This window comes from Arthrobacter sp. RAF14, from assembly GCF_052114185.1.
In the GTDB taxonomy this organism is placed as follows: Bacteria; Actinomycetota; Actinomycetes; order Actinomycetales; family Micrococcaceae; genus Arthrobacter_E.
On the sequence record NZ_JBFREG010000003.1, the window covers coordinates 36,628 to 55,594 of the forward strand.

The 18,967-nt window shown below is 68.9% G+C and carries 19 protein-coding genes; 12 read left to right on the forward strand and 7 right to left on the reverse strand.

The genetic code is table 11. The features are described 5' to 3' along the window. Positions 1-145 precede the first annotated feature (145 nt). The 5 genes from AB4Y75_RS10455 (at position 146) to AB4Y75_RS10475 (ending at position 4,885) form a co-directional block, all read left to right on the forward strand. Entirely contained in the window at positions 146-1,435 is a 1,290-nt protein-coding gene (locus AB4Y75_RS10455) for an ABC transporter substrate-binding protein (RefSeq protein ID WP_441435819.1), read from the forward strand. Between the two features lie 90 nt (positions 1,436-1,525). Continuing rightward, the gene (locus tag AB4Y75_RS10460; RefSeq protein WP_441435820.1) at positions 1,526-2,554 is read left to right on the forward strand and encodes a carbohydrate ABC transporter permease; all 1,029 of its coding nucleotides are present in this window, start codon (positions 1,526-1,528) and stop codon (positions 2,552-2,554) included. 1 nt (position 2,555) lies between these two features. Next, the gene (locus AB4Y75_RS10465) at positions 2,556-3,428 is read left to right on the forward strand and encodes a carbohydrate ABC transporter permease (protein WP_441435821.1); all 873 of its coding nucleotides are present in this window, start codon (positions 2,556-2,558) and stop codon (positions 3,426-3,428) included. Next, entirely contained in the window at positions 3,425-3,760 is a 336-nt protein-coding gene (locus AB4Y75_RS10470) for a hypothetical protein (RefSeq protein ID WP_441435822.1), read from the forward strand. The genes AB4Y75_RS10465 and AB4Y75_RS10470 overlap by 4 nt, the downstream gene beginning before the upstream one ends. A gap of 81 nt (positions 3,761-3,841) precedes the next feature. Then, the gene (locus tag AB4Y75_RS10475) at positions 3,842-4,885 is read left to right on the forward strand and encodes a LacI family DNA-binding transcriptional regulator (protein ID WP_441435823.1); all 1,044 of its coding nucleotides are present in this window, start codon (positions 3,842-3,844) and stop codon (positions 4,883-4,885) included. Positions 4,886-4,909: 24 nt separating this feature from the next. Here AB4Y75_RS10475 and AB4Y75_RS10480 read toward each other — a convergent pair whose 3' ends face one another. Together AB4Y75_RS10480 and AB4Y75_RS10485 are read right to left on the reverse strand one after the other, a co-directional pair. After that, complete coding sequence (locus AB4Y75_RS10480) at positions 4,910-5,779, reverse strand: hypothetical protein (RefSeq protein WP_441435824.1); 870 nt, start codon at positions 5,777-5,779, stop codon at positions 4,910-4,912. Between the two features lie 50 nt (positions 5,780-5,829). Next, entirely contained in the window at positions 5,830-6,636 is an 807-nt protein-coding gene (locus AB4Y75_RS10485; RefSeq protein WP_441435825.1) for an exodeoxyribonuclease III, read from the reverse strand. A gap of 99 nt (positions 6,637-6,735) precedes the next feature. Between AB4Y75_RS10485 and AB4Y75_RS10490 the strand changes: the two genes are divergently transcribed. Beyond that, positions 6,736-7,878, forward strand: a complete 1,143-nt coding sequence (locus AB4Y75_RS10490) for an NADH:flavin oxidoreductase/NADH oxidase (protein WP_441435826.1) — start codon at positions 6,736-6,738, stop codon at positions 7,876-7,878. A gap of 140 nt (positions 7,879-8,018) precedes the next feature. Here AB4Y75_RS10490 and AB4Y75_RS10495 read toward each other — a convergent pair whose 3' ends face one another. The 4 genes from AB4Y75_RS10495 to AB4Y75_RS10510 all read right to left on the reverse strand — a co-directional run bounded on the left by AB4Y75_RS10495 (position 8,019) and on the right by AB4Y75_RS10510 (position 11,439). Further along, entirely contained in the window at positions 8,019-9,101 is a 1,083-nt protein-coding gene (locus tag AB4Y75_RS10495) for a VanZ family protein (RefSeq protein ID WP_441435827.1), read from the reverse strand. A gap of 84 nt (positions 9,102-9,185) precedes the next feature. Further along, complete coding sequence (locus AB4Y75_RS10500; RefSeq protein WP_441435828.1) at positions 9,186-9,665, reverse strand: hypothetical protein; 480 nt, start codon at positions 9,663-9,665, stop codon at positions 9,186-9,188. Next, positions 9,662-10,282 carry a response regulator gene (locus AB4Y75_RS10505; protein ID WP_441435829.1) on the reverse strand — a complete coding sequence of 207 codons (621 nt, stop codon included), beginning with the start codon at positions 10,280-10,282 and terminating at the stop codon, positions 9,662-9,664. The genes AB4Y75_RS10500 and AB4Y75_RS10505 overlap by 4 nt, the downstream gene beginning before the upstream one ends. Continuing rightward, positions 10,279-11,439 carry a sensor histidine kinase gene (locus AB4Y75_RS10510; RefSeq protein WP_441435830.1) on the reverse strand — a complete coding sequence of 387 codons (1,161 nt, stop codon included), beginning with the start codon at positions 11,437-11,439 and terminating at the stop codon, positions 10,279-10,281. Before AB4Y75_RS10510 ends, AB4Y75_RS10505 begins: the two co-directional genes overlap by 4 nt. A 247-nt stretch (positions 11,440-11,686) precedes the next feature. Between AB4Y75_RS10510 and AB4Y75_RS10515 the strand changes: the two genes are divergently transcribed. Next, positions 11,687-12,280: a GlcG/HbpS family heme-binding protein gene (locus AB4Y75_RS10515; protein WP_441435831.1), complete on the forward strand. Its 594-nt coding sequence runs from the start codon at positions 11,687-11,689 to the stop codon at positions 12,278-12,280. Positions 12,281-12,285: 5 nt separating this feature from the next. Beyond that, positions 12,286-13,071, forward strand: a complete 786-nt coding sequence (locus AB4Y75_RS10520; protein ID WP_441435832.1) for an ankyrin repeat domain-containing protein — start codon at positions 12,286-12,288, stop codon at positions 13,069-13,071. Positions 13,072-13,117: 46 nt separating this feature from the next. Here AB4Y75_RS10520 and AB4Y75_RS10525 read toward each other — a convergent pair whose 3' ends face one another. Next, a complete protein-coding gene (locus AB4Y75_RS10525) occupies positions 13,118-14,146 on the reverse strand; it encodes a LacI family DNA-binding transcriptional regulator (protein ID WP_441435833.1) in 1,029 nt (342 codons plus the stop codon). A 158-nt stretch (positions 14,147-14,304) separates the two neighbouring features. Here AB4Y75_RS10525 and AB4Y75_RS10530 point away from each other — a divergent pair, with 158 nt between their 5' ends. From AB4Y75_RS10530 to AB4Y75_RS10545, 4 genes are all read left to right on the forward strand, one after another. Continuing rightward, complete coding sequence (locus AB4Y75_RS10530; RefSeq protein ID WP_441435834.1) at positions 14,305-15,378, forward strand: C45 family autoproteolytic acyltransferase/hydolase; 1,074 nt, start codon at positions 14,305-14,307, stop codon at positions 15,376-15,378. A gap of 37 nt (positions 15,379-15,415) precedes the next feature. Further along, positions 15,416-16,765 (forward strand): MFS transporter, encoded by a 1,350-nt coding sequence (locus AB4Y75_RS10535; protein WP_441435835.1) that lies wholly within the window; start codon positions 15,416-15,418, stop codon positions 16,763-16,765. Between the two features lie 139 nt (positions 16,766-16,904). Further along, entirely contained in the window at positions 16,905-18,056 is a 1,152-nt protein-coding gene (locus AB4Y75_RS10540) for an enoyl-CoA hydratase/isomerase family protein (protein WP_441435836.1), read from the forward strand. Between the two features lie 58 nt (positions 18,057-18,114). Beyond that, on the forward strand, positions 18,115-18,882 hold the full coding sequence (locus AB4Y75_RS10545) for an enoyl-CoA hydratase (protein ID WP_441435837.1): 768 nt from the start codon (positions 18,115-18,117) through the stop codon (positions 18,880-18,882). Positions 18,883-18,967 lie beyond the last annotated feature (85 nt).

An 18,967-nucleotide genomic window follows, 5' to 3' on the forward strand; every position in this document is an offset into this window, starting at 1 on the left:
TTCGGGTGCGGTCTGCGGCACGGGAGAACCTTCCTAACGATTCTATGTAAACGCTTGCATCGGACGATGGAAGCTTACTAATGTGAGCTACGCAACATCAACCCGACTGGGAAGACGTGCTTCGCTCACTGAGGAGTCATCTGCAATGAAACCACGTAAATTCCTTGTGCCGGCCGCAGCGGTCGCTGTTCTGGCTGTAACCCTCACCGCCTGTGGCGGCGGGAGTGGGTCTGGCAACGGAGGAGGCGGCAGCGACGCCGCATCACAGGGCCTCGACGGACGCGGCCCCATCACCTTCGTGACCGGCAAGGACAACTCGAACGTCTGGCGTCCCACGATCGATCGCTGGAACTCCGCTCACCCGGACCAGAAGGTCACGCTCAAGGAACAGACCGACAACGCTGACCAGCAGCACGACGATCTGGTCCAGCACTTCCAGGCCAACGACGCCAACTACGACGTCGTGACCGTGGACGTCGTCTGGTCCGCGGAATTCGCTGCCAAGGGCTGGCTCCAGCCGCTCAAGGACAAGATGGCGGTGGACACCGCCAAGCTGCTGCCCGCCACGGTCAAGGCGGCCACCTACAACGGCACCCTCTACGCCGTGCCGAACTCCTCGGACGGCGGTCTCCTGTACTACCGCAAGGACCTGGTTCCCACGCCGCCGAAGACGTGGGACGAGATGATGTCCATGTGCTCGATCGCCAAGCAGCACAACATGAGCTGCTACGCGGGCCAGTACCAGAAGTACGAAGGCCTGACGGTCAACGCGGCCGAGGCCATCAACACCTTCGGCGGCAAGATCGTCGATGACCAGGGCAAGGCCACCGTGAACTCGCCGGAGGCCAAGGCCGGTCTCTCCAAGCTCGTGGACGCCTACAAGAACGGCAACATCCCCAAGGAAGGCATCACCTACCAGGAGGAGCAGGGCCGCCAGGCATTCGAAGACGGCAAGCTCCTCTTCCTGCGCAACTGGCCGTACGTCTACAACCTCGCCAAGAGCGATGGTGCCTCCAAGGTGAAGGACACCTTCGGCGTCGCACCGCTCCCGGGCAAGGACGGCCCCGGCGCCTCCTCGCTGGGCGGCCACAGCGCGGCCATCAGCGTGTACTCCAAGAACAAGGCCACCGCGCATGACTTCGCCACGTTCCTGATCCAGGACGAGCAGCAGAAGTTCTTCGCCACCCAGGGCTCCCTGGCCCCGGTGAGCTCCGAGCTGTACAAGGACCCGGCCATCGTGGCCAAGCTCCCGTACATGCCGACGCTGCTGACCTCGATCCAGAACGCGGTTCCGCGTCCGGTCACCCCCTTCTACCCCGCAGTCACCAAGGCGGTTCAGGACAACTCCTATGCCGCCCTGAAGGGTGAGAAGACCGTCGATCAGGCACTCAGCGACATGCAGGCCGCCATCGAAGCGGCCGGCGCAGCCAAGTAGCCGACCAGGTCGGGGCCCGCTCACGGGCGGGCCCCGACCATCGCCCCCGTGCGGGGCCATCGACCAGGGGAACACCACAGAGGAGTCACCATGTCCACAGATGCCCCCTCGCAGACGCGGGGCACCACCACCGGCGGCGGCGCGGGGAAAGGGTCCAAAGGCGGACCCGGCCTGGCCGGCGCGGAAAGCGCCGACCGGCGCGAAGTGACGCAGGGCCGCTGGGCCTACACGCTGCTCACACCCACCTTGATCCTGTTGGCCGTGGTGATCGTCTACCCGATCATCAACGCCGTCATCATGTCCTTCCAGAAGGACGCCGGCCTCGACCCGGCCACCGGCTTCTTCGTCCAGGGCGGCTTCGCCGGCGCCGACAACTACGTCCACTGGCTCCTGCAGCAGTGCAACGGCCAGACCTGCCCTCCCGGCACCCTCGGCTCCCAGTTCTGGAACGCCATGGGCACCACCTTCTTCTTCACCGTCATCACGGTGATCCTGGAGACCATCCTCGGATTCTGGATGGCGATCATCATGGCCCGCGCGTTCAAGGGCCGCAGCGTCATCCGTGCCGCCGTTCTGGTGCCGTGGGCCATCCCCACCGCCGTCACGGCCAAGCTCTTCTTCTTCATGTTCGCCTTCGACGGCATCATCAACCAGCTGTTCGGCACCCAGATCCTGTGGACCGGTTCCGAAGGGCCCGCCCGCTGGGCCATCATCATCTCCGATGTCTGGAAGACGACGCCGTTCATGGCGCTGCTGATCCTGGCCGGCCTCCAGCTCATCCCGGACGAGGTGTACGAGGCGGCCAAGGTGGACGGCGCCAGCGCCTGGCAGCGTTTCACCCAGATCACGCTCCCGCTCGTGAAGCCCGCCCTGATGGTCGCCATCCTGTTCCGCACCCTCGACGTGCTGCGCATGTACGACCTGCCCGCCATCATGACCGGCGGCGCCAACAACACCACCACGCTCTCCATCCTGGTGGTGCAGCAGGTCAGACAGGGGCTCAACGGAGCCTCGGCGCTGTCCACCATCACCTTCCTGGTGATCTTCCTGGTGGCATTCATCTTTGTCCGCTTCCTCGGCGCCAACGCCGTGGAGTCCGCCGCACCGAAGAAGAAGTGACATGAGCAACGCAGTCAGCACCGCCTCCGCCACCACGCGCCGTCGTGCCTTCAGCTGGGCCCCTGCCCGGACGTACATCCAGGCCGCTGTCATCCTCGTCTGGTGCCTGGCGCCCTTCTACTGGATGATCGTCACCGCCTTCCGCGACGTGGGATTCACCTTCGACCCGACGCCGTTCTTCACCCACGTCACCTTCGACAACTTCCGGACCGTGTTCGACGAGAGCCTGGGCAATCACTTCGCCCAGAACCTCCTGAACAGCCTGATCGTCGCGGGCACCACCACCGTGATCTCCCTGGTGGTCGGCGTGTTCGCGGCCTACGCCCTGGCCCGGCTGAAGTTCCGGTTCAAGGAACTGGTGCTCGGATTCATCCTCGGCGCCTCGATGTTCCCGGCCGTCGCCCTGATCACGCCGCTCTTCCAGTTCTTCACCGGGATCGGCTGGATGGGCACCTACCAGGCGCTGATCATCCCGAGCATCTCCTTCTCCCTCCCGCTGGCGGTCTACACGCTGACCTCGTTCTTCCGCGAGATGCCGTGGGAGCTGGAAGAAGCCGCCCGGATCGACGGCTGCACGCAGGGCCAGGCCTTCCGGAAGGTCATCCTTCCGCTGGCCGCGCCCGCCACGTTCACCACCGCGATCCTGACCTTCATCGGGGCCTGGAACGAGTTCCTGATCGCCAGCCAGCTCTCGGTGGACGCCACCAAGACCGTGACCGTGGCCATCGCCTCCTTCGCGGGCTCCCAGCCGCACCAGGAGCCGTACACGGCCGTCATGGCAGCCGGCACGGTCGTCACCATTCCGCTGGTCATCCTGGTGCTGGTGTTCCAGCGCAAGATTGTGGCCGGTCTGACCGCAGGCGCGGTCAAGTGAGCAACAAGCAGCAGCCCTCCGCGGACGACGACGGCCGCCGCGCCGTCGTCGCCCGCGGGCGTGCCGTGGGCGGCTGGGAGGGCCCGGTCAAGGAGGAGCCGGAGCGCAAGCCCAGCCGTCGCCTCCTGAGGAGCGCCGAAGACCTGGACATCGTCCTGGGCATGCTCGGTTTCTGGGCGGTGGTGCTGTTCGGCACCACGGTCTGGATGGAGCTCACCGGGCAGCCGGCGCTCGGCTGGGCGCTGGGCCTGCTCGCGGCCGTTCTCGCGATCTGGGGCCTGATCAGGCTCCGCAAGCGCCTGCCCTCCCGGGCCATGGGCCGTCGCAACTGACCGTGAGGCGTCATCGACTGTGACGTGACATGGCACGCGTGGTTCAATTCATGATTCGGGGTACCTGAGGAGTGTGACTGCATGGCTGCGCGTGCCGCCCGTGGTGGGCATCATGGCGTGAGCATCGAGGACGTGGCCACTGCGGCCGGTGTCTCGACAGCGACCGTCTCCCGGGCCGTCAGGGGCCTTCCCCGCGTGTCCGAACAGACCCGCCAGCGCATCCTGAACGTCGCGTCGGAACTCGGGTACGTCGCCTCCTCCGCGGCATCCGGACTGGCGACCGGCCGCACCCGGACCATCGGGGTGCTGGCGCCGTACGTGGACCGCTGGTTCTTCTACAAGGCGCTGGAGGGCGTGGAGCGCGAACTCCACGAGCAGGGCTACAACCTCTCCCTGTTCAGTCTGGACAGCCGGTCCGGCGAACGGCAGCGGACCTTCAGCAAGACGATGGTGGCCAAACACATCGACGCCCTTCTGGTGCTCTGCATGGCGCTGTCCATGGATGAGATTACCGAGCTCCGCCGTCTGGACATCCCCCTGGTGGCCGTCGGGGGTCCGGTGGAGGGCTGCCCGAGCATCGGCATCAACGACGTCGAGGCGGCCGCTTTGGCCACCCGCCACCTGCTGGACCTCGGCCACCGGGACATCGGTGTCCTGCACGGTCAGGACGATGACGAGGACCTCAACTTCCAGGTCCCGGAACTCCGGGTGAACGGATTCCATGAGGAGATGGCCCGGTTCGGCGCGGTCGATCGCCCGGAGTGGGAGGTGCGGGGGAACTTCACCCTGGCCAGCGGGGCGGAGGCCTTCGACGAACTCTGGGGCCGGCCCGGCCCCAAGCCCACGGCCCTCATGTGCGCCTCCGATGAGATGGCCATGGGCGTCATCCTGCAGGCGCAGCGCCGTGGACTGCGAGTGCCGGAGGATCTTTCGGTGATCGGGATCGACGACCATGAGTTCTCACCGGTCATGGGGCTGAGCACCGTGGCCCAGGACCCGGTGGCTCAGGCACGGCTCGGGACGCGCATGCTGCTCGACGAGCTGGCCGGCAAGGCGGGATCCGTCCACGATGTGCACGCGGACTTCGAGCTGAAGAGCCGGACGTCCACCGCGCCGCTGTCGTAGCTCTTTTGTCGGCGCGGGTCTGGTTCAGCTGGCGCGGCCGAGGTGCCGCAGCGGCACCCATCGCGTGATGAGACGCTGATACGCGGCGGCCGCGCCCGTCATATCGCCCTCCGCGAGGCACTCGATGCCCATGCGGACATCGCTGGGGGACTCATCCGGATAGACCCGGTCCGCCAGGGCGCCGTAGTCCAGTTCCAGGACACTGCTGGTGTGGAAACGCTCCAGCCACGCGACCACCCGGGTCATCTCGTCCAGGAAATCCAGCTCCGGGGCGCCGAGAGAGAGCGCGGCCACGAGGGTGCGGGAACGCGAGATCGCCTCCGCCACCGGGGTGTAGAGGCGCAGGGTGGCGATGCTGCCGTCCCGGTTGTTGAGCATCTCCTGGCGGTCCGCCTCGTGGAAGAAGATGAACCACGCGAACGGAACGCCCCAAGTGGCGGTGCGGGTGAACAGCAGATCCGAGTCGATCAGACCGGAGTCCACCAAAGTCTTGAGCCGTTCCTGATGCCGCTCGGTAGCGTCCACCGGGACGATCCGCTCCAGACTTTCCGAGCTCGACCCGTCCGTCAGCTCCTCCGCGGCCAGTGCGGAACGGAGCACCGTCTGGTTCGGGCAGTACAGCAGAACACCCCGCTCGCTGGGATCGGCGAGGGCGCGCGAAAGCTCGGCGCGGCTGCCCGGGTACGGGTCGTTGGGCTTACGCAGGAGCCGGTGAAAGGTGCTCCGCAGCTCGCGGCGCTCGACGTCGTCGCGCATCTGCCGTAGCTCCGAGGCACTGAGGATGGCGCGCTCGGTCAGATCGCCGTACTGCGCGACGATGGCACGCCGTTGCGGGGCGCCGAAGGCGTCGAGCGGCTGGTAGACGCGCAGGGCGGAGATGTAAGGGAACCCCATGGGGGAGTCGTAGAAGGTCATCGGCTTCCCGGCCGCGCGCTGGGCATCGCTCAGTCCGCGAGTTCGACGATCACGGGGGCGTGGTCGCTGGCTCCCTTGCCCTTGCGCTCCTCACGGTCGATCACGGCGCCGGTCACGCGGGAGGCGAGGGCCGGGGACGCCATGACGAAGTCGATGCGCATGCCCTCCTTCTTGGGGAAACGGAGCTGCTTGTAATCCCAGTAGGTGTAGACGCCCGGGCCCGGGTTCAGGGGGCGGACCACATCCGAGAAGGAGGCCTCCTCGAAGGCGTGGAAGGCGGCGCGCTCCGGGGCGGAGACGTGCGTGAGGCCTTCCTCGATGAAGTAGTCGATGTTCCAGACGTCATCATCCTGGGGCGCGATGTTCCAGTCGCCCATGAGCGCGATCTGGGCGGCCGGGTCGGCGTCCAGCCAGGATTCCGCGTTGACCTTCAGGGTGTCCAGCCACTCGAGCTTGTACGGCATGTGCTCGTCCTCCAGCGCGCGGCCGTTGGGCACATAGAGGCTCCAGACGCGCACGCCGCCGCACGTGGCGCCGATGGCGCGGGCCTCCTGCTCCGGGTTCACGCCGCCCTTGCCGAACGTCGGCTGGCCGGGGAAGGTGCGCTCCACGTCCTCCAGGCCCACCCGGGAGGCGATGGCTACGCCGTTCCACTGGCTGAAGCCGAAATGCGCCACCTCATAGTCCATGCGCTCGAAGAGCTCCCAGGGGAAGTTCTCGTCCTTGCACTTGGTCTCCTGGATGGCCAGGACATCGCAGTCACTGCGCTCCAGCCAGGCTTCCACCCGGTCTGCGCGGGCACGGAGGGAATTGACGTTCCAGGTGGCGATCTTCACGCTTCCAAGCTATCAAAGCGGACTGACAGTTTGGCGATCCGCGGTTCGGTGACGCACGGCGTCACCCCCGGAATACGATCCGGCGGCACGGGGTTGCCCATGAACGTGAGCCAACTTTTCACTGAAGCAGTCCTGTCCGCCCCGTCCGGCCAGCTCACGCTGCGCAACCGGACCTTCCTCGCCCCCATGTGCATGTACTCCGTGGATGCGCGCGACGGCGTGCCGACCCCCTGGCATCAGGTGCATCTGGGCGCCCGCGCCGCCGGCGGATTCGGCATGGTGATCGCCGAGGCCACGGCCGTGGTGCCGGAGGGCCGCATCTCCCCGGAGGACCTCGGCCTGTGGAACGACGAGCAGGTGGAGGCCTTCAAGCCGATCACCGCCTTCATCAAGAGCCAGGGCGCCGCCGCCGGCGTGCAGCTGGCCCATGCCGGGGGCAAGGCCTCCACGTATGGCTGGCTGCCGCGCTGGGTGGACCAGGGCCTGACCGGGTCGGTCCCGGTGGCCGACGGCGGGTGGGTCACCGTCGCACCGTCCGTCACCTCGATCCATGGCCTGGCCGAGTCGCACGAGCTGACCGTCGACGAGATCCAGGAGTCGGTGGCGTCCTGGGCCGCGGCCGCCCGCAGGGCCGACGAGGCCGGGTTCGACTTCATCCAGATCCACGCGGCCCACGGCTACCTGGTGCACCAGTTCCTGTCACCGCTGAGCAACACCCGGACGGACTCCTACGGCGGGTCCTTCGAAGGCCGCACCCGGTATCTGCGGGAGGTCGTGGCGGCCGTGCGCGAGGTCTGGCCGGACGAGAAGCCCCTGGGTGTGCGGTTCTCCGGCTCGGACTGGGTCGAGGGTGGCTGGACCATCGAGGAGACCGCGCGTCTCGCGGTGGAGCTCCGGGCCGAGGGCGTCACGGTGTTCGACCTGTCCAGCGGCGGGATCGGCGCCTACCACGGCCCGACCGGACCCGGGTATCAGATCGCGCTGGCCGACGAGGTGAAGAAGGCCCTGGCCGCGGACGCCGACGAGCGGGGCGTGGAGAACGACGCTTTCGTCACCGCCGTCGGCATGATCAACGAGGCCCAGCAGGCCGAGCAGGTCCTGGTGAACGGCCAGGCGGATGGCGTCTCGATCGCCCGCGCCGCCCTCAAGGAGCCGAACTGGGCCGCGCTCGCCGCCCGTTCCCTCGGTGAGCCGCTCGACAAGACCCCGTACGCGCCGCAGTACTGGCGCGCGCACTGGTGAGGTGAGGTTCCGGCCCAGGCCGGGGCGTCCCGCCCGCTGAAACAGTGAGTTCCCGTCGAAACAGTGTGTTTAACACGCGGTTTCGACGGGAACTCACTGTTTCAGGGGTGGGGCAGGGGTCTCTCAGCCGGCCGGTTCTGTCAGCCGGCCGGGACCAGTGCTGGGGTCTCCCGCGCGTCCCGGATCCCCTGGCCCGACACCAGGCCGGGCAGACCACGGCCCTTGGCGCTGAACACCAGGGCTGCGAGAGACACGAGGACGAACAGGGATCCCACCCAGCCGAGCCCCTCCGGCAGGAACTCCAGCAGCGCGTAGCCGCCGATCCCGCCGAGCAGACGCAGGAGCCGAGCGAGCGGCCGGGGGAGGGGGCCGCCGTCGTACTGCAATTGGACCGCGTGGTCACCGACGGTGCGGCCGCTCGCCACCGTGACCACGAGCCAGAGCAGGAAGGCGACGCCGGTCCCGACGGCTGAGGAGTAGCCGTCCTGCAGGAGCGCTTCGCGGTCGTTGAGGACGTACAGCAGGAACGCCCGGATGCCCACCGTGATGGACACGCTGACCAGGGTGAACGCGATCCAGTCGCACAGCATGCCGAGGAAGCGCCGCGGTTTGGTGACCGGAAGCGCGACGTCGGCGGCCTCGGCCAGCTGGCGCCGCCGCCCGAAGAACGGCAGCGCGATGAGGGAGCCGAGCAGCGCGCCGAGGGTGTTGGCCATGAGGTCGTCGACGTCGAAGAAACGGTAGGCGCACGGGTACAGTCCCCACACCCCGGTGAGCTGGGTGAACTCGATCAGGGCCGTCGTCGCCAAGCCGGTCAGGGTCGCGACCGCGACGCCCCGTCCGCCCAGCACCCGGATGAAGAACCCGAGTGGCATGAACAGCACCACGTTGAAAACCACTTGCAGGACCGCGAAGTCCATGACCGCCGCTCGGAGGCCGCCGCCGGACGACGCCAGTGAATCCCGGATGTCCTGGACGAACGCGAACGGCTGAACGTTCGCCCCCACGCACTGGTAGCCGGCCGGGTCGGGCAGAGGCAGCAGCGTGTACGTCCAGATGGCCCAGAAGTACACGAGTGCCGCGCCCCAGAGGACGAACCGTCCGGCGGTGAGCCGCCCCCGCCGCCGGTAGCTGGCGGCCACGAACGGGACGAAGAGCAGGATCCCCGTGACCAGGCCGAGCCCCATGGCCATGAATGCGGACGTGAGGTGAACTGAGCGCATGACACGAGTGTTGCATCGGAGCGGCCTGCTCCGGGGCGAAGAACCCGCCGTTTCGTGGTGAACTCGCGCACACCGCGGGTGAGCTCACTCCGCGGTCAGCACCAGCTCGACCACCTCGCGCACGACGTCGAGCGCCTCCTGCAGCGCGGCGGCGTCGCTCAGGGTCTCGGCCCACTTCCGGTCGAAGGTCGCCGAGGCCCGGCGAACGATCCTCCGGGCCGCCTGCGCCGGGTCAGGGTCCGCGAGGATCGGCACCGCCCGCGGGACGGCCGGCTCGAACGGCGTGGACGGGGCGTCCCGGACGTGCACGGCCTGGTCCGTCACCAGGAATCCGACGCTCTCCACGGTCCTGGCGAACAGGTTCTTCGCCTGCAACCCGGCGAAGAGGAGGGGAGTCTCGCCCAGCAGCACGGCGTCCCCGCCCAGGTCCTCGACTGCGGTCACGAACACGTCGTCGTGATCGTCCAGGGGATGGTCCATCACCCCGGGCGCGAACAGGAGGAAACGCACGGCTCCCTCGCGCCGGGACACCAGCCCGGCGACCCCGTCGGCGAGACCCGTCACCGCATGCCCTCGCGGCGCAGCGCCTTGGCGATGGCGGCGGCCCGTGAATCCACCCCGAGCTTCGCGTAGATGTGAGCCAGGTGGGTCTTCACCGTGGCCTCGGAGATGAACAGCTTCCGTCCGAGCTCCTTGTTCGAGAGGCCCTGGGTCAGCAGGGTCAGCAATTCGGCCTCCCGGGGTGTCAGCGCCTCGTCCGGGTTCCGCATCTGCTGGAAGAGCCTGCTCGCCACGGGTGCGCTCATGTGACTCTGCCCCCGCGACGCGCCCCGCACCGCCGCGAAGATCTCGTCCGGGGCGGCGTCCTTGAGGAGGTATCCCATGGCTCCGGCGTCAACCGCACGCACGATGTCCGCGTCCGAATCGTAGGTGGTGAACACGAGGACGGCCTGTGCCGGGCGCTGTGCGCGCACCCGGCGGATCGCCTCGATGCCGTCGATACCCGGCCCCATCGCCAGGTCCATCAGGACCACATCCGGTTCGTGTTCGTGGACCGCAGTCACGCCGTCCTCACCCGAGGAGGCTTCGGCCACCACCTCGATGTCCGGCTGAGTGCTGAGCAGTGCCCGCAGCCCACTCCGCACCACCAAATGGTCATCCACCAGCAGCACCGTGATCATGCCGTTCCTCCTTCCACCGTGCCGGTGTCCCCGGCCGGAATCTGCACCCCGATCACCGTTCCCTCGCCTGGCGCCGACTCCACCGCAAAGGTACCCCCGAGCTGCTCCACCCGCTGCCGCATGGCACGCAGCCCGTACCCGCCACCCGGCCCCGGCGCCGAGGTGGCGGCGGGCTGGAAGCCCACGCCGTCGTCGTACACGTCCAGCGTCACCGACCCCGGCAGATAGCCCAGCGTGACGCTCGCAGCGTGGGCGGACGCATGCCGCTCGACGTTCGCGGCGGCGCTCTGGGCGATCCGCACGACCGCGTGCCGGACGTCCGGGGGCAGCGGCCGCACGGTGCCGGTCACGCTGATCCTCATGTCCGGGACGTGACGCCGGACGGCAACCGACAGAGCTTCCTCCAGCGGCAGATCGGGTTCCGGGGAGGTCGCCAGATTGTGCACCAGCCCCCGGGTCTCCGCCAGATTCACCCGGAGCTGCTCGGTGGCCTGGCGGACCTCCGGGCTGAGCCCTTCGGTGCGGTCCGCCGCTTCCAGCAGGAGCACGGTGCTGGCGAGCCCCTGCGTCACGGTGTCATGGATCTCGCGGGCCACGCGCTCGCGTTCGGCCAGTGTTCCGGCCGCCCGTTCGGCGGCGGCCGTCTGGGCCTGCGCCGTGCGCAGCTCCGTGTTCAGCTGGGCCTGCCGGGCCAGAGTGTCCTCCAGCCGGTCATAGACGAGCGTGAGGACGAGTGCCGCCGCCGCAGGGCCGAGGAGAGCTGCCACGTCGGTGTACCCGCTGAGTTTGAACAGCCCGACGGCGGTGCTCAGCGCGGTCAGGCCGGTGGCCAGTGCCGCGGCCTTCCCGGACACGGCGGAACGGCAGACGAAGAAGACCGCGAACGCGCACCAGGCGAAACTCGGGGCCAGGATGACCAGAGCGGCCCAGACCGCCACCAGGACCCAGGTGACGACCGGGCGCGCGGGGCCTCGCAGCCGGACCGCCGCCGCGTACAGCGCGCAGAGTGCGGCGGCCAGAACCAGGACCAGCGAATTCTCATCCGGCCCGTGCCGCAGCACGTAACGGATCAGGGACGCGGTCAGGAGCACCGCGAATCCGCAGTGGACGGCCACGCTCAGATAGCGCTCGCGGCCTGCTGCGGGTGCGGTGATCATGGGGCCACTCTACGAGACGGCTCCGACAGGAAAGACGCGTCTCATCCTTTTGGCTGATACGGCCACCCGAAGGCATGAGGAACCCCTGCCGGATCAGCCGATGTGCCGGAGACCCCGCCCCGGAAGGATGGATGTCAGGAGTTCACGGACTCGCCAGGAAGGCCGGGCATGCCCCCGGCGCGCCGGGGTCCGTGAGCTCGCACTCTGATCCATCGGACTCGATCCGTTCCCGAAAGGCAGGCACACCATGGCCATCAGCAAGAGCAACATCAAGGTCCTCTCCGCCGCTGCGGCTGCGCTCCTCCTCACCGGCGGCGTCACCGCGGCCGCCAACGCCGGACAGGTCTCGCAGCCCGCCGCAGCTCCGGCGGCCGAGTCCGCCAAGCGCTTCCCCACCGCGGACATCCCCGCAGGCGAGGGCACCACGGTGGCCCAGAACCGGATCTCCGCCACCGCCTCCGCCAAGGCCGGCCAGGCCGCGCTGGCCAAGTGCGTGGCGGACAAGCTCCCGTTCGTGTCCGTCACGGTCGTGGACCGTTTCGGCACCGTCCAGGCCGTGCTGCGCGGCGACAACGCCGCTCAGCACACCCTCGAAGCCTCGAAGCAGAAGGCCTACACGGCTGCTGCGTTCGGCGCTCCCACGAGTGAGCTGGCCGGGCGGATCAGCGGCAACGGCAAGCCCTCCATCGCCGATCTGCCGGGCACCCTCTTCCTGGCCGGCGGCGTCCCGCTCAAGGTGAACGGCGTGTCCGTGGCCGGCATCGGCGTCGGCGGCGCTCCGGACGGCGCCCTCGACGAGGCGTGCGCCACGGCCGGCGCCGAGGCGATCCTGGGCCGCTAGGACCCATGATGAATGCCATGCCGACGCGTGGCGCAGTGCTGAAGGGGGGCCTGGCGGTCCTGGCCGCCGGGCTCCTCGCCGCCTGCGCCCCTGGCCCGTCGCCTGCGGGAACAGCACAGAAGAACGACGACGCCGCGCCCTCCGCGGCAGCCTCATCTCCGGCGGCGTCCCCGACTCAGGGAGGGTCGCCGCTCGCGGAGGGCGGCGGCACGCCGTCGTCCGCTCCGTCGACGCCCGCGGCCCAGGCACGTGCGGCTGCGCGCGCGGCTGCCCGCGGCCGCCTGACCCCTGCGGAGCGTGCACAGCTGGATCAGGACCTCATCCGGGCCGCGAAACGGAACGACCCGGCCGAGGTCGGGAAGCTGATCGAGCGGGGCGGTGATGTCAACGCCAAGGACTCCATCCAGGACTCGGCGTTCCTCTACGCCGGGGCGGAGGGGTTCAACGAGGTCCTGCGGCTGACCCTGGCCGCCGGGGCCGATGTGAAGAGCATCAACCGTTACGGCGGCACGGCGCTCATTCCGGCCTGCGAGCACGGCCACGTCGAGACGATCCGGATCCTGATCGCCGCGGGCGTTCCGGTGAATCACGTGAACCGGCTGGGCTGGACCGGGATGCAGGAGGCGATCCTGCTGAACACCGGTGGACCCCGCCAGCAGGAGGCGGTGCGGCTGCTCCTGGCGGCGGGGGCCGACCCGGGCATCCGGGATCCTCAGGGGCGGACGGCACTGGAGAACGCGCGGCGGATGGGCTTCACGGAGATCGTGAGGATCATCGAGTCGCGTCCCTGAGACCCCGCCGGTTCTCCCCACGCATCAGTGGGCCCGGGGGAGCGCCTCACTCGCGACGGGCCGAGGTCCTGGTCGACGCCCGGGGGCGGAGGCGGGCGCGGGTCAGCCGCGGGCCGACCGTCTGGCCGGTCTTGAGGAGCTCCTGAAGCATGTCGAGCAGCAGGTCCGCCGTTCCGGCGGGATTGAGTTCGAACGCCGTGATGGCGGGCCGGCTGGACCGGGCGTGCTCGGAATCGGACGCGGCGGCGATCATGACCTGGCCCGGCACGTTCAGCCCGGCCGCCAGGATCGCCTGCTGCACACCGGCCGCGTGCCGCCCCGTCATGCAGAACACCGCCTCGGGGACGCCGTCCGCCAGGATGCGGAGTCCGGCGTCGCGCCCGCCGTCCAGACCGGACCGCTCCGACTGCTCATAGACCCTCGGGGTCACCCCGTGGCGTCCGCACCACGCCAGGTACTCCTGGAGGAAATCCGCGTTCCAGGCGTTCCGGTCCGTTCCGGAGACCAGGACCACTTCACGGGCCCCGGCGGCTTCGAAATGCGCCAGGATCTGCCGGGCCGCCAGGGGATCGTCTTCGGAGGACCAGTGGGTGAAGTCCGCATTGTCCAGGCGTTTGCCGTAACAGACGTAGGGGATGCCCCGCCGTTCCAGGAGGTCGATCACAGGGTCCTGGGCATTGGGGCTCATGATGACGTAGCCGTCCATGGAGAAGGCGAGCGGCGGGACGGGGCTCCTGGTCAGATCCGGCACCAGGGTGAGGCTGAGGCCGCGGGCCAGCGCCCGGGAGGAGAGGATCCCGGCGAAGCGCTCGAAGACGTCGACGCCGGCCGGGGTGTAGTCGCCCAGGGCGTCCAGGGAGCGCATCACGAGGCCGATCGCGCCGATGCTGCCCTGGCGCATGCCGCGGGCGAACGCGTCCGCCTGGTACCCGAGCTCGTCGGCGGCGGCCTTCACCCGGGCGCGGGTCTCTTCGCTGATGGTCCCTTTGCCGTTCAACGAGTGCGAGACCGCGGTGATGGACACCCCCGCGCGGCGTGCGACGTCCCGGATGGTCACTCCTTTGCCCCGTGCCATGGACCCTCCTGTGATCGTTCGTACCCACCTTTCACCAGGGACGGAACAGCCCGCAAGCGGTTCCCGGAAGGCGACGGTGAAATCCATGATTGCATAAAACGTTTTACGTCCCTAATGTGATCCACACCTCAGTAAACGCACCGTCGAAGGAACATCCCATGAAGCTTTTCACCGCAACGTCCACCACCCAGGATCCGGCCGTCCGCGGCCGCGACCTCGGGCTGGAATTCGGTGACCGCTTCGAACGGAGCACCGAGCTCTACCTCCGGCACTTCGAAGCCCTGAAGATCTCCGAACAGACCGTCCGGCGCATCGCCGAGACGAGCCACGCGGCGCTCGCCGCCTGGGCGCCCGGGCTGGCCGCGGAGACCGAGGCCATCGCCTCGGCCGCCGGTCTCGAGCTCTGGCAGCTCGCCGCCGTCGGCGCCCGCACCGAGGTCCTGGCCGCCGAGCCGCCTCGCGGCGAAGGCGAATGCTCCACCGCGGTCCTCACCGGCGAAGGCCGGGCTCCGGAGACCATGCAGACCTGGGACTGGCACGAGTTCCTGGTCCCCGACGGGCTGCTCCTGGACCTCACCACCCCCACCGGCCGCCGGGTCAAGATGTTCACCGAATTCGGCACCGCCGCGAAGATCGGCGTCAACGACGCCGGGCTCGGCCTGCACTTCAACATCCTGTCCCACCGCAGCGACTCCGATCAGGGCGGGGTCCCGGTCCACGCCATCGCCCGCCGGATCCTGGAGGAGGCCGCCACGCTGGAGGAGGCGCAGGCCATCGCCGCGAGCGCCACCGTCAGCGCCTCCACCGTCTTCACCGTCTTCGAATTCCACGACGGCGACTCGCGCGCCGTGAGCCTCGAGCTCGCCCCGGCGGGTCTCGGCGTCGTCCGCCCCGGCGAGGACGGCTGGCTCTTCCACACCAACCACTTCCTCGACCCCGAGCTGTTCCAGGGCGACACCATGCCCGCCGACTCCACCACGGCCGAGCGCTACCAGCACCTCGACGCCGTCCGCGGAAACCTGACGGGTCTGGATCCCGTCGGCCGTGTCCGCGCCGCCTGCGGAGGCGAAGGATCCGCCGCCGCCATCTGCATGACCCCGGACACCGCCAAGCCCCTCATCGACCAGTGGGGCACCCTGCTGACCATCGGCGTCGACGTCGAGCGCTTCGCTCTCGACTACTTCGCCGGCCGTCCCGACGAAGCCGCCGTTCACGGCCTTGCGCGCTTCTGACCCCCTCCCCGCTTCATCTCCTCAAGGAACCACTCCCATGTCCCACACCAAGTCCTCCCCGGCGGCCGCCCCGGCCCCGCAGGATGCCTCGAAGCTGGGCGCACAGGCCACCACCGCCGTGCGGACCTTCTTCATCTCCGGGTTCGGCACGGCCCTGGAGTTCTACGACTTCATCGTCTACGGCCTGGCCGCCGCGCTGGTCTTCCCCACGCTCTTCTTCCCGGCCACCGACCGTCTCACCGGCACCCTGGTGGCGTTCGCGGCCTTCGGCGCGGGCTTCATCGTGCGGCCCCTGGGCGGCATCGTGGTGGGCCACTTCGGCGACCGCATTGGCCGCAAGTCGATGCTCGTCCTGACCCTGCTCCTCATGGGAGGCAGCACCTTCCTGATCGGCTGCCTCCCCACGTACCAGAACGTCGGCCTCCTGGCTCCCGTGCTGCTGGTGGTCCTGCGCCTGGTGCAGGGCTTCGCGGCCGGTGGTGAATGGGGCGGCGCGTCCCTCTTCGGCATCGAAAACTCGCCGGAGAACCGCCGTGGCCTCTGGGGAAGCTTCACCAGCACGGGCATCGGCATCGGCAGCCTGTTCGGCACGGGCGTCTTCACGGTCATGACGCTCCTGCCCGAGTCCGAACTCACGGCCTGGGCCTGGCGCGTCCCGTTCTGGCTGGGCGGCCTGCTGGTCCTGGTCGGCATCATCGCCCGCACCCGGATGCCGCAGGAGACCGTGAACAAGGAGAGCGCTCCCCGGGTGCCGCTCCTGGACGCGATCCGCAAGCACCCGAAGCAGATGCTCCTGGCCATCGGTGTGGCGTTCGGCTACAACACCATCGCCTACATCGGCTCGCTCTTCACGGTCACGTACACCGAGGAACGCGGCTACACGGACACCCAGTCTCTGCTCTTCCAGGTGGCCGGCTCCTTCGCCTTCATGCTCGCGGCGCCGTTCATGGGCCTGCTCTCGGACCGGATCGGGCGGAAGAAGGTCATCGCCGGCGGCGCCGTGATCTACGCGGTGTTCTTCTTCGTCTTCTTCGGCATGGTGGACAGCCAGGTGGCCTTCCTGGCGACGGTCGCCTTCATCCTGGTGAACGTCTTCATGGCGATGCCGCAGGGCTGCATCCCCGCTTTCCTGGGGGAGCAGTTCTCCAAGGAGAGCCGGTACTCCTCGATCTCGGCCACGTACCAGACCGGCGCCGCGCTGGGCGGTGGCACGGCGGCCAGCATCGCCACGGCGCTGTTCATCGCCTTCAACCGCGGTTCCCTCGGCATCGCCCTGTACTCCGGTGCGGCCTGCCTGATCCTGGTCCTGTGCGTTCTCGGCCTGCGGGAGACCTACAAGGTCCGCACCGCCGACCTCGGCGAGAAGCCGCAGGAACTCGCCGCCTGAGGACGGCCCGCGTCAGCACGGCCCGGCACTGTCGCCGGGCAGCCCTCCTCACCCTGCCGCCCGGCAGGGTGAGGAGGGCTTTTCCACATGACGGGCCGCCGCAGATGAAACTGGAACGCCTTTCGGGCAAGCTAGAGCCATGGAGCCTTCCAGTACCAGCGCCCCGTCCGCCGTCTCCGCCCCCGGCCCCACGGCCGAGCAGCCTCCCGCGGAGGTGATGTTCTCGGAGGTGATGTTCGAACAGCGCGGGCACGCCGGCGTCGTCGTGCTCAACCGGCCACGCGCGGTCAATGCGCTCAACCAGCACATGGTCGAGGCCGTGGACGCGCAGCTGAGGGCCTGGGCGTCGGACCCGTCGATCGAGCACGTGGTCATCACCGGCGCGGGGGAGCGCGGGCTGTGTGCCGGCGGTGACGTCGTCGCGATGTACCGGGACATGGTGGCCGGAGAACGGGCCTCCCACGACTTCTTCCGGGCGGAGTTCCGCATGAACTCGCTCATCTTCGGCTATCCCAAGCCGGTGATCGCGGTGCAGGACGGTCTGGTCCTGGGTGGCGGGGTGGGCATCTCCGCGCACGCCTCACATCGTGTGGTCACCGAGAGCACGCGGATGGGCATGCCGGAGGTCACCATCGGATACGTCCCGGATGTCGGTGGGACCTGGCTGCTGGGCCATGCCGGCGCCGCGGGTGTCCACGCCGTCATGACCGGCGACCACGTCGGCGCCGGGGACGCCATCCATCTGGGACTCGCCGACGCGTTCGTGCCGGCCGCGAGCCTTCCGGAGTTTCTGGCGTTCCTGGAGACTGACACCGCCGACGACGCCGTGGCACGCTTCGCCGGTGCGGCGCCGCATGCGGAACTCGGCGCGGCCGGGGACGCTGACGGGGCAGCCTCCTGGATCGAGGACTGCTATGCGGGCGCCCTGTCCGGCGACGCCTCCGCGGCCGTCATCCTGAGCCGCCTGGAGACCCACCCGGACCCGCAGGCCCAGGCGGCAGCGGCGACCATCCGGACCAAGTCCCCGCGTTCGGTCGCCGTGGCGCTCGAAGCCGTGCGGCGGCACTGCTCCGGGACGCTGGAGGAGGCCTTGCGGGACGAGTTCCGTGTGGCCGTGCGGTGCCTCGCGTCCCCGGACATGCGGGAGGGCATCCGCGCCCAGGTGATCGACAAGGACCGCACCCCGCACTGGGAGCACGCCGCCCTGACCGACGTCAGCCCGGATCTGGTCGGCTCCTATTTCGCGCCGTTCGAACCCGGCGAGACGGACGGCGGAGACCTGAACCTCTGACGCCGGAGGCGAACCCATCCGACCCCATTCTTCAGACGCCGATTGCGAAGGAGCACGCATGCAGAACATCCTGGTGGAGCGCCGTGGACGCGTCACGATCGTGACCCTCAACCGGCCGGAGGCGCTCAACGCGCTGAATCTGGCCACCATGACCGAGGTGGTGGAGGCGGTCCGCGCCGCGGATGCGGATCCCGGCACGGGAGCGGTCGTCCTGACCGGATCGGCCAAGGCGTTCGCGGCCGGCGCGGACATCAAGGAGATGGCGTCCAAGGACCATCTCGAGATGTACCGGGCCGATTGGTTCCGCGGCTGGGAGGAGCTCTCCCGGGTGAGGATCCCCGTGATCGCGGCGGTGTCCGGCTATGCGCTGGGCGGCGGGTGCGAGCTGGCGATGATGTGTGATCTGCTCATCGCCGCGGAGAACGCGAAGTTCGGTCAGCCCGAGATCAATCTGGGCGTGATCCCGGGCATGGGCGGCTCTCAGCGGCTCACCCGTGCGGTGGGGAAGGCGAAGGCCATGGACCTGGTCCTCACCGGCCGGATGATGGACGCGGCGGAGGCCGAACGCTCCGGTCTGGTCTCCCGCGTGGTGCCCACGGAGTCCCTCCTGGAGGAGGCGCTCGCGGTGGCGGAGACCATCGCGGAGAAGTCCAAGCCCGTGGCGATGATGGCCAAGGAAGCCGTGAACGCCGCCTTCGAGACCGGCCTGGCGCAGGGTGTGGTCTTCGAGAGGCGCCTGTTCCATTCTCTCTTCGGCACCCCGGATCAGGTCGAGGGCATGACCGCGTTCCAGGAGAAGCGTCCGGCCGAGTTCAACCGGGACTGACGGCGAGATTCTGAGGTGTTGTGTGCTCAGTAGTCGCGGGTGTTCGGGGCCACGACTCGCACTTACTGAGCACACAAGCCGGTGG

Excerpts from the sequence above, each read along its gene's own strand:
- AB4Y75_RS10455 (WP_441435819.1), top strand. The coding sequence starts at position 146 with ATGAAACCACGTAAATTCCTTGTGCCGGCCGCAGCGGTCGCTGTTCTG.
- AB4Y75_RS10460 (WP_441435820.1), top strand. The coding sequence starts at position 1,526 with ATGTCCACAGATGCCCCCTCGCAGACGCGGGGCACCACCACCGGCGGC.
- AB4Y75_RS10465 (WP_441435821.1), top strand. The coding sequence starts at position 2,556 with ATGAGCAACGCAGTCAGCACCGCCTCCGCCACCACGCGCCGTCGTGCC.
- AB4Y75_RS10475 (WP_441435823.1), top strand. The coding sequence starts at position 3,842 with ATGGCTGCGCGTGCCGCCCGTGGTGGGCATCATGGCGTGAGCATCGAG.
- AB4Y75_RS10480 (WP_441435824.1), bottom strand. The coding sequence starts at position 5,779 with ATGGGGTTCCCTTACATCTCCGCCCTGCGCGTCTACCAGCCGCTCGAC.
- AB4Y75_RS10490 (WP_441435826.1), top strand. The coding sequence starts at position 6,736 with ATGAACGTGAGCCAACTTTTCACTGAAGCAGTCCTGTCCGCCCCGTCC.
- AB4Y75_RS10495 (WP_441435827.1), bottom strand. The coding sequence starts at position 9,101 with ATGCGCTCAGTTCACCTCACGTCCGCATTCATGGCCATGGGGCTCGGC.
- AB4Y75_RS10505 (WP_441435829.1), bottom strand. The coding sequence starts at position 10,282 with ATGATCACGGTGCTGCTGGTGGATGACCATTTGGTGGTGCGGAGTGGG.
- AB4Y75_RS10510 (WP_441435830.1), bottom strand. The coding sequence starts at position 11,439 with ATGATCACCGCACCCGCAGCAGGCCGCGAGCGCTATCTGAGCGTGGCC.
- AB4Y75_RS10515 (WP_441435831.1), top strand. The coding sequence starts at position 11,687 with ATGGCCATCAGCAAGAGCAACATCAAGGTCCTCTCCGCCGCTGCGGCT.
- AB4Y75_RS10520 (WP_441435832.1), top strand. The coding sequence starts at position 12,286 with ATGATGAATGCCATGCCGACGCGTGGCGCAGTGCTGAAGGGGGGCCTG.
- AB4Y75_RS10525 (WP_441435833.1), bottom strand. The coding sequence starts at position 14,146 with ATGGCACGGGGCAAAGGAGTGACCATCCGGGACGTCGCACGCCGCGCG.
- AB4Y75_RS10530 (WP_441435834.1), top strand. The coding sequence starts at position 14,305 with ATGAAGCTTTTCACCGCAACGTCCACCACCCAGGATCCGGCCGTCCGC.
- AB4Y75_RS10535 (WP_441435835.1), top strand. The coding sequence starts at position 15,416 with ATGTCCCACACCAAGTCCTCCCCGGCGGCCGCCCCGGCCCCGCAGGAT.
- AB4Y75_RS10540 (WP_441435836.1), top strand. The coding sequence starts at position 16,905 with ATGGAGCCTTCCAGTACCAGCGCCCCGTCCGCCGTCTCCGCCCCCGGC.
- AB4Y75_RS10545 (WP_441435837.1), top strand. The coding sequence starts at position 18,115 with ATGCAGAACATCCTGGTGGAGCGCCGTGGACGCGTCACGATCGTGACC.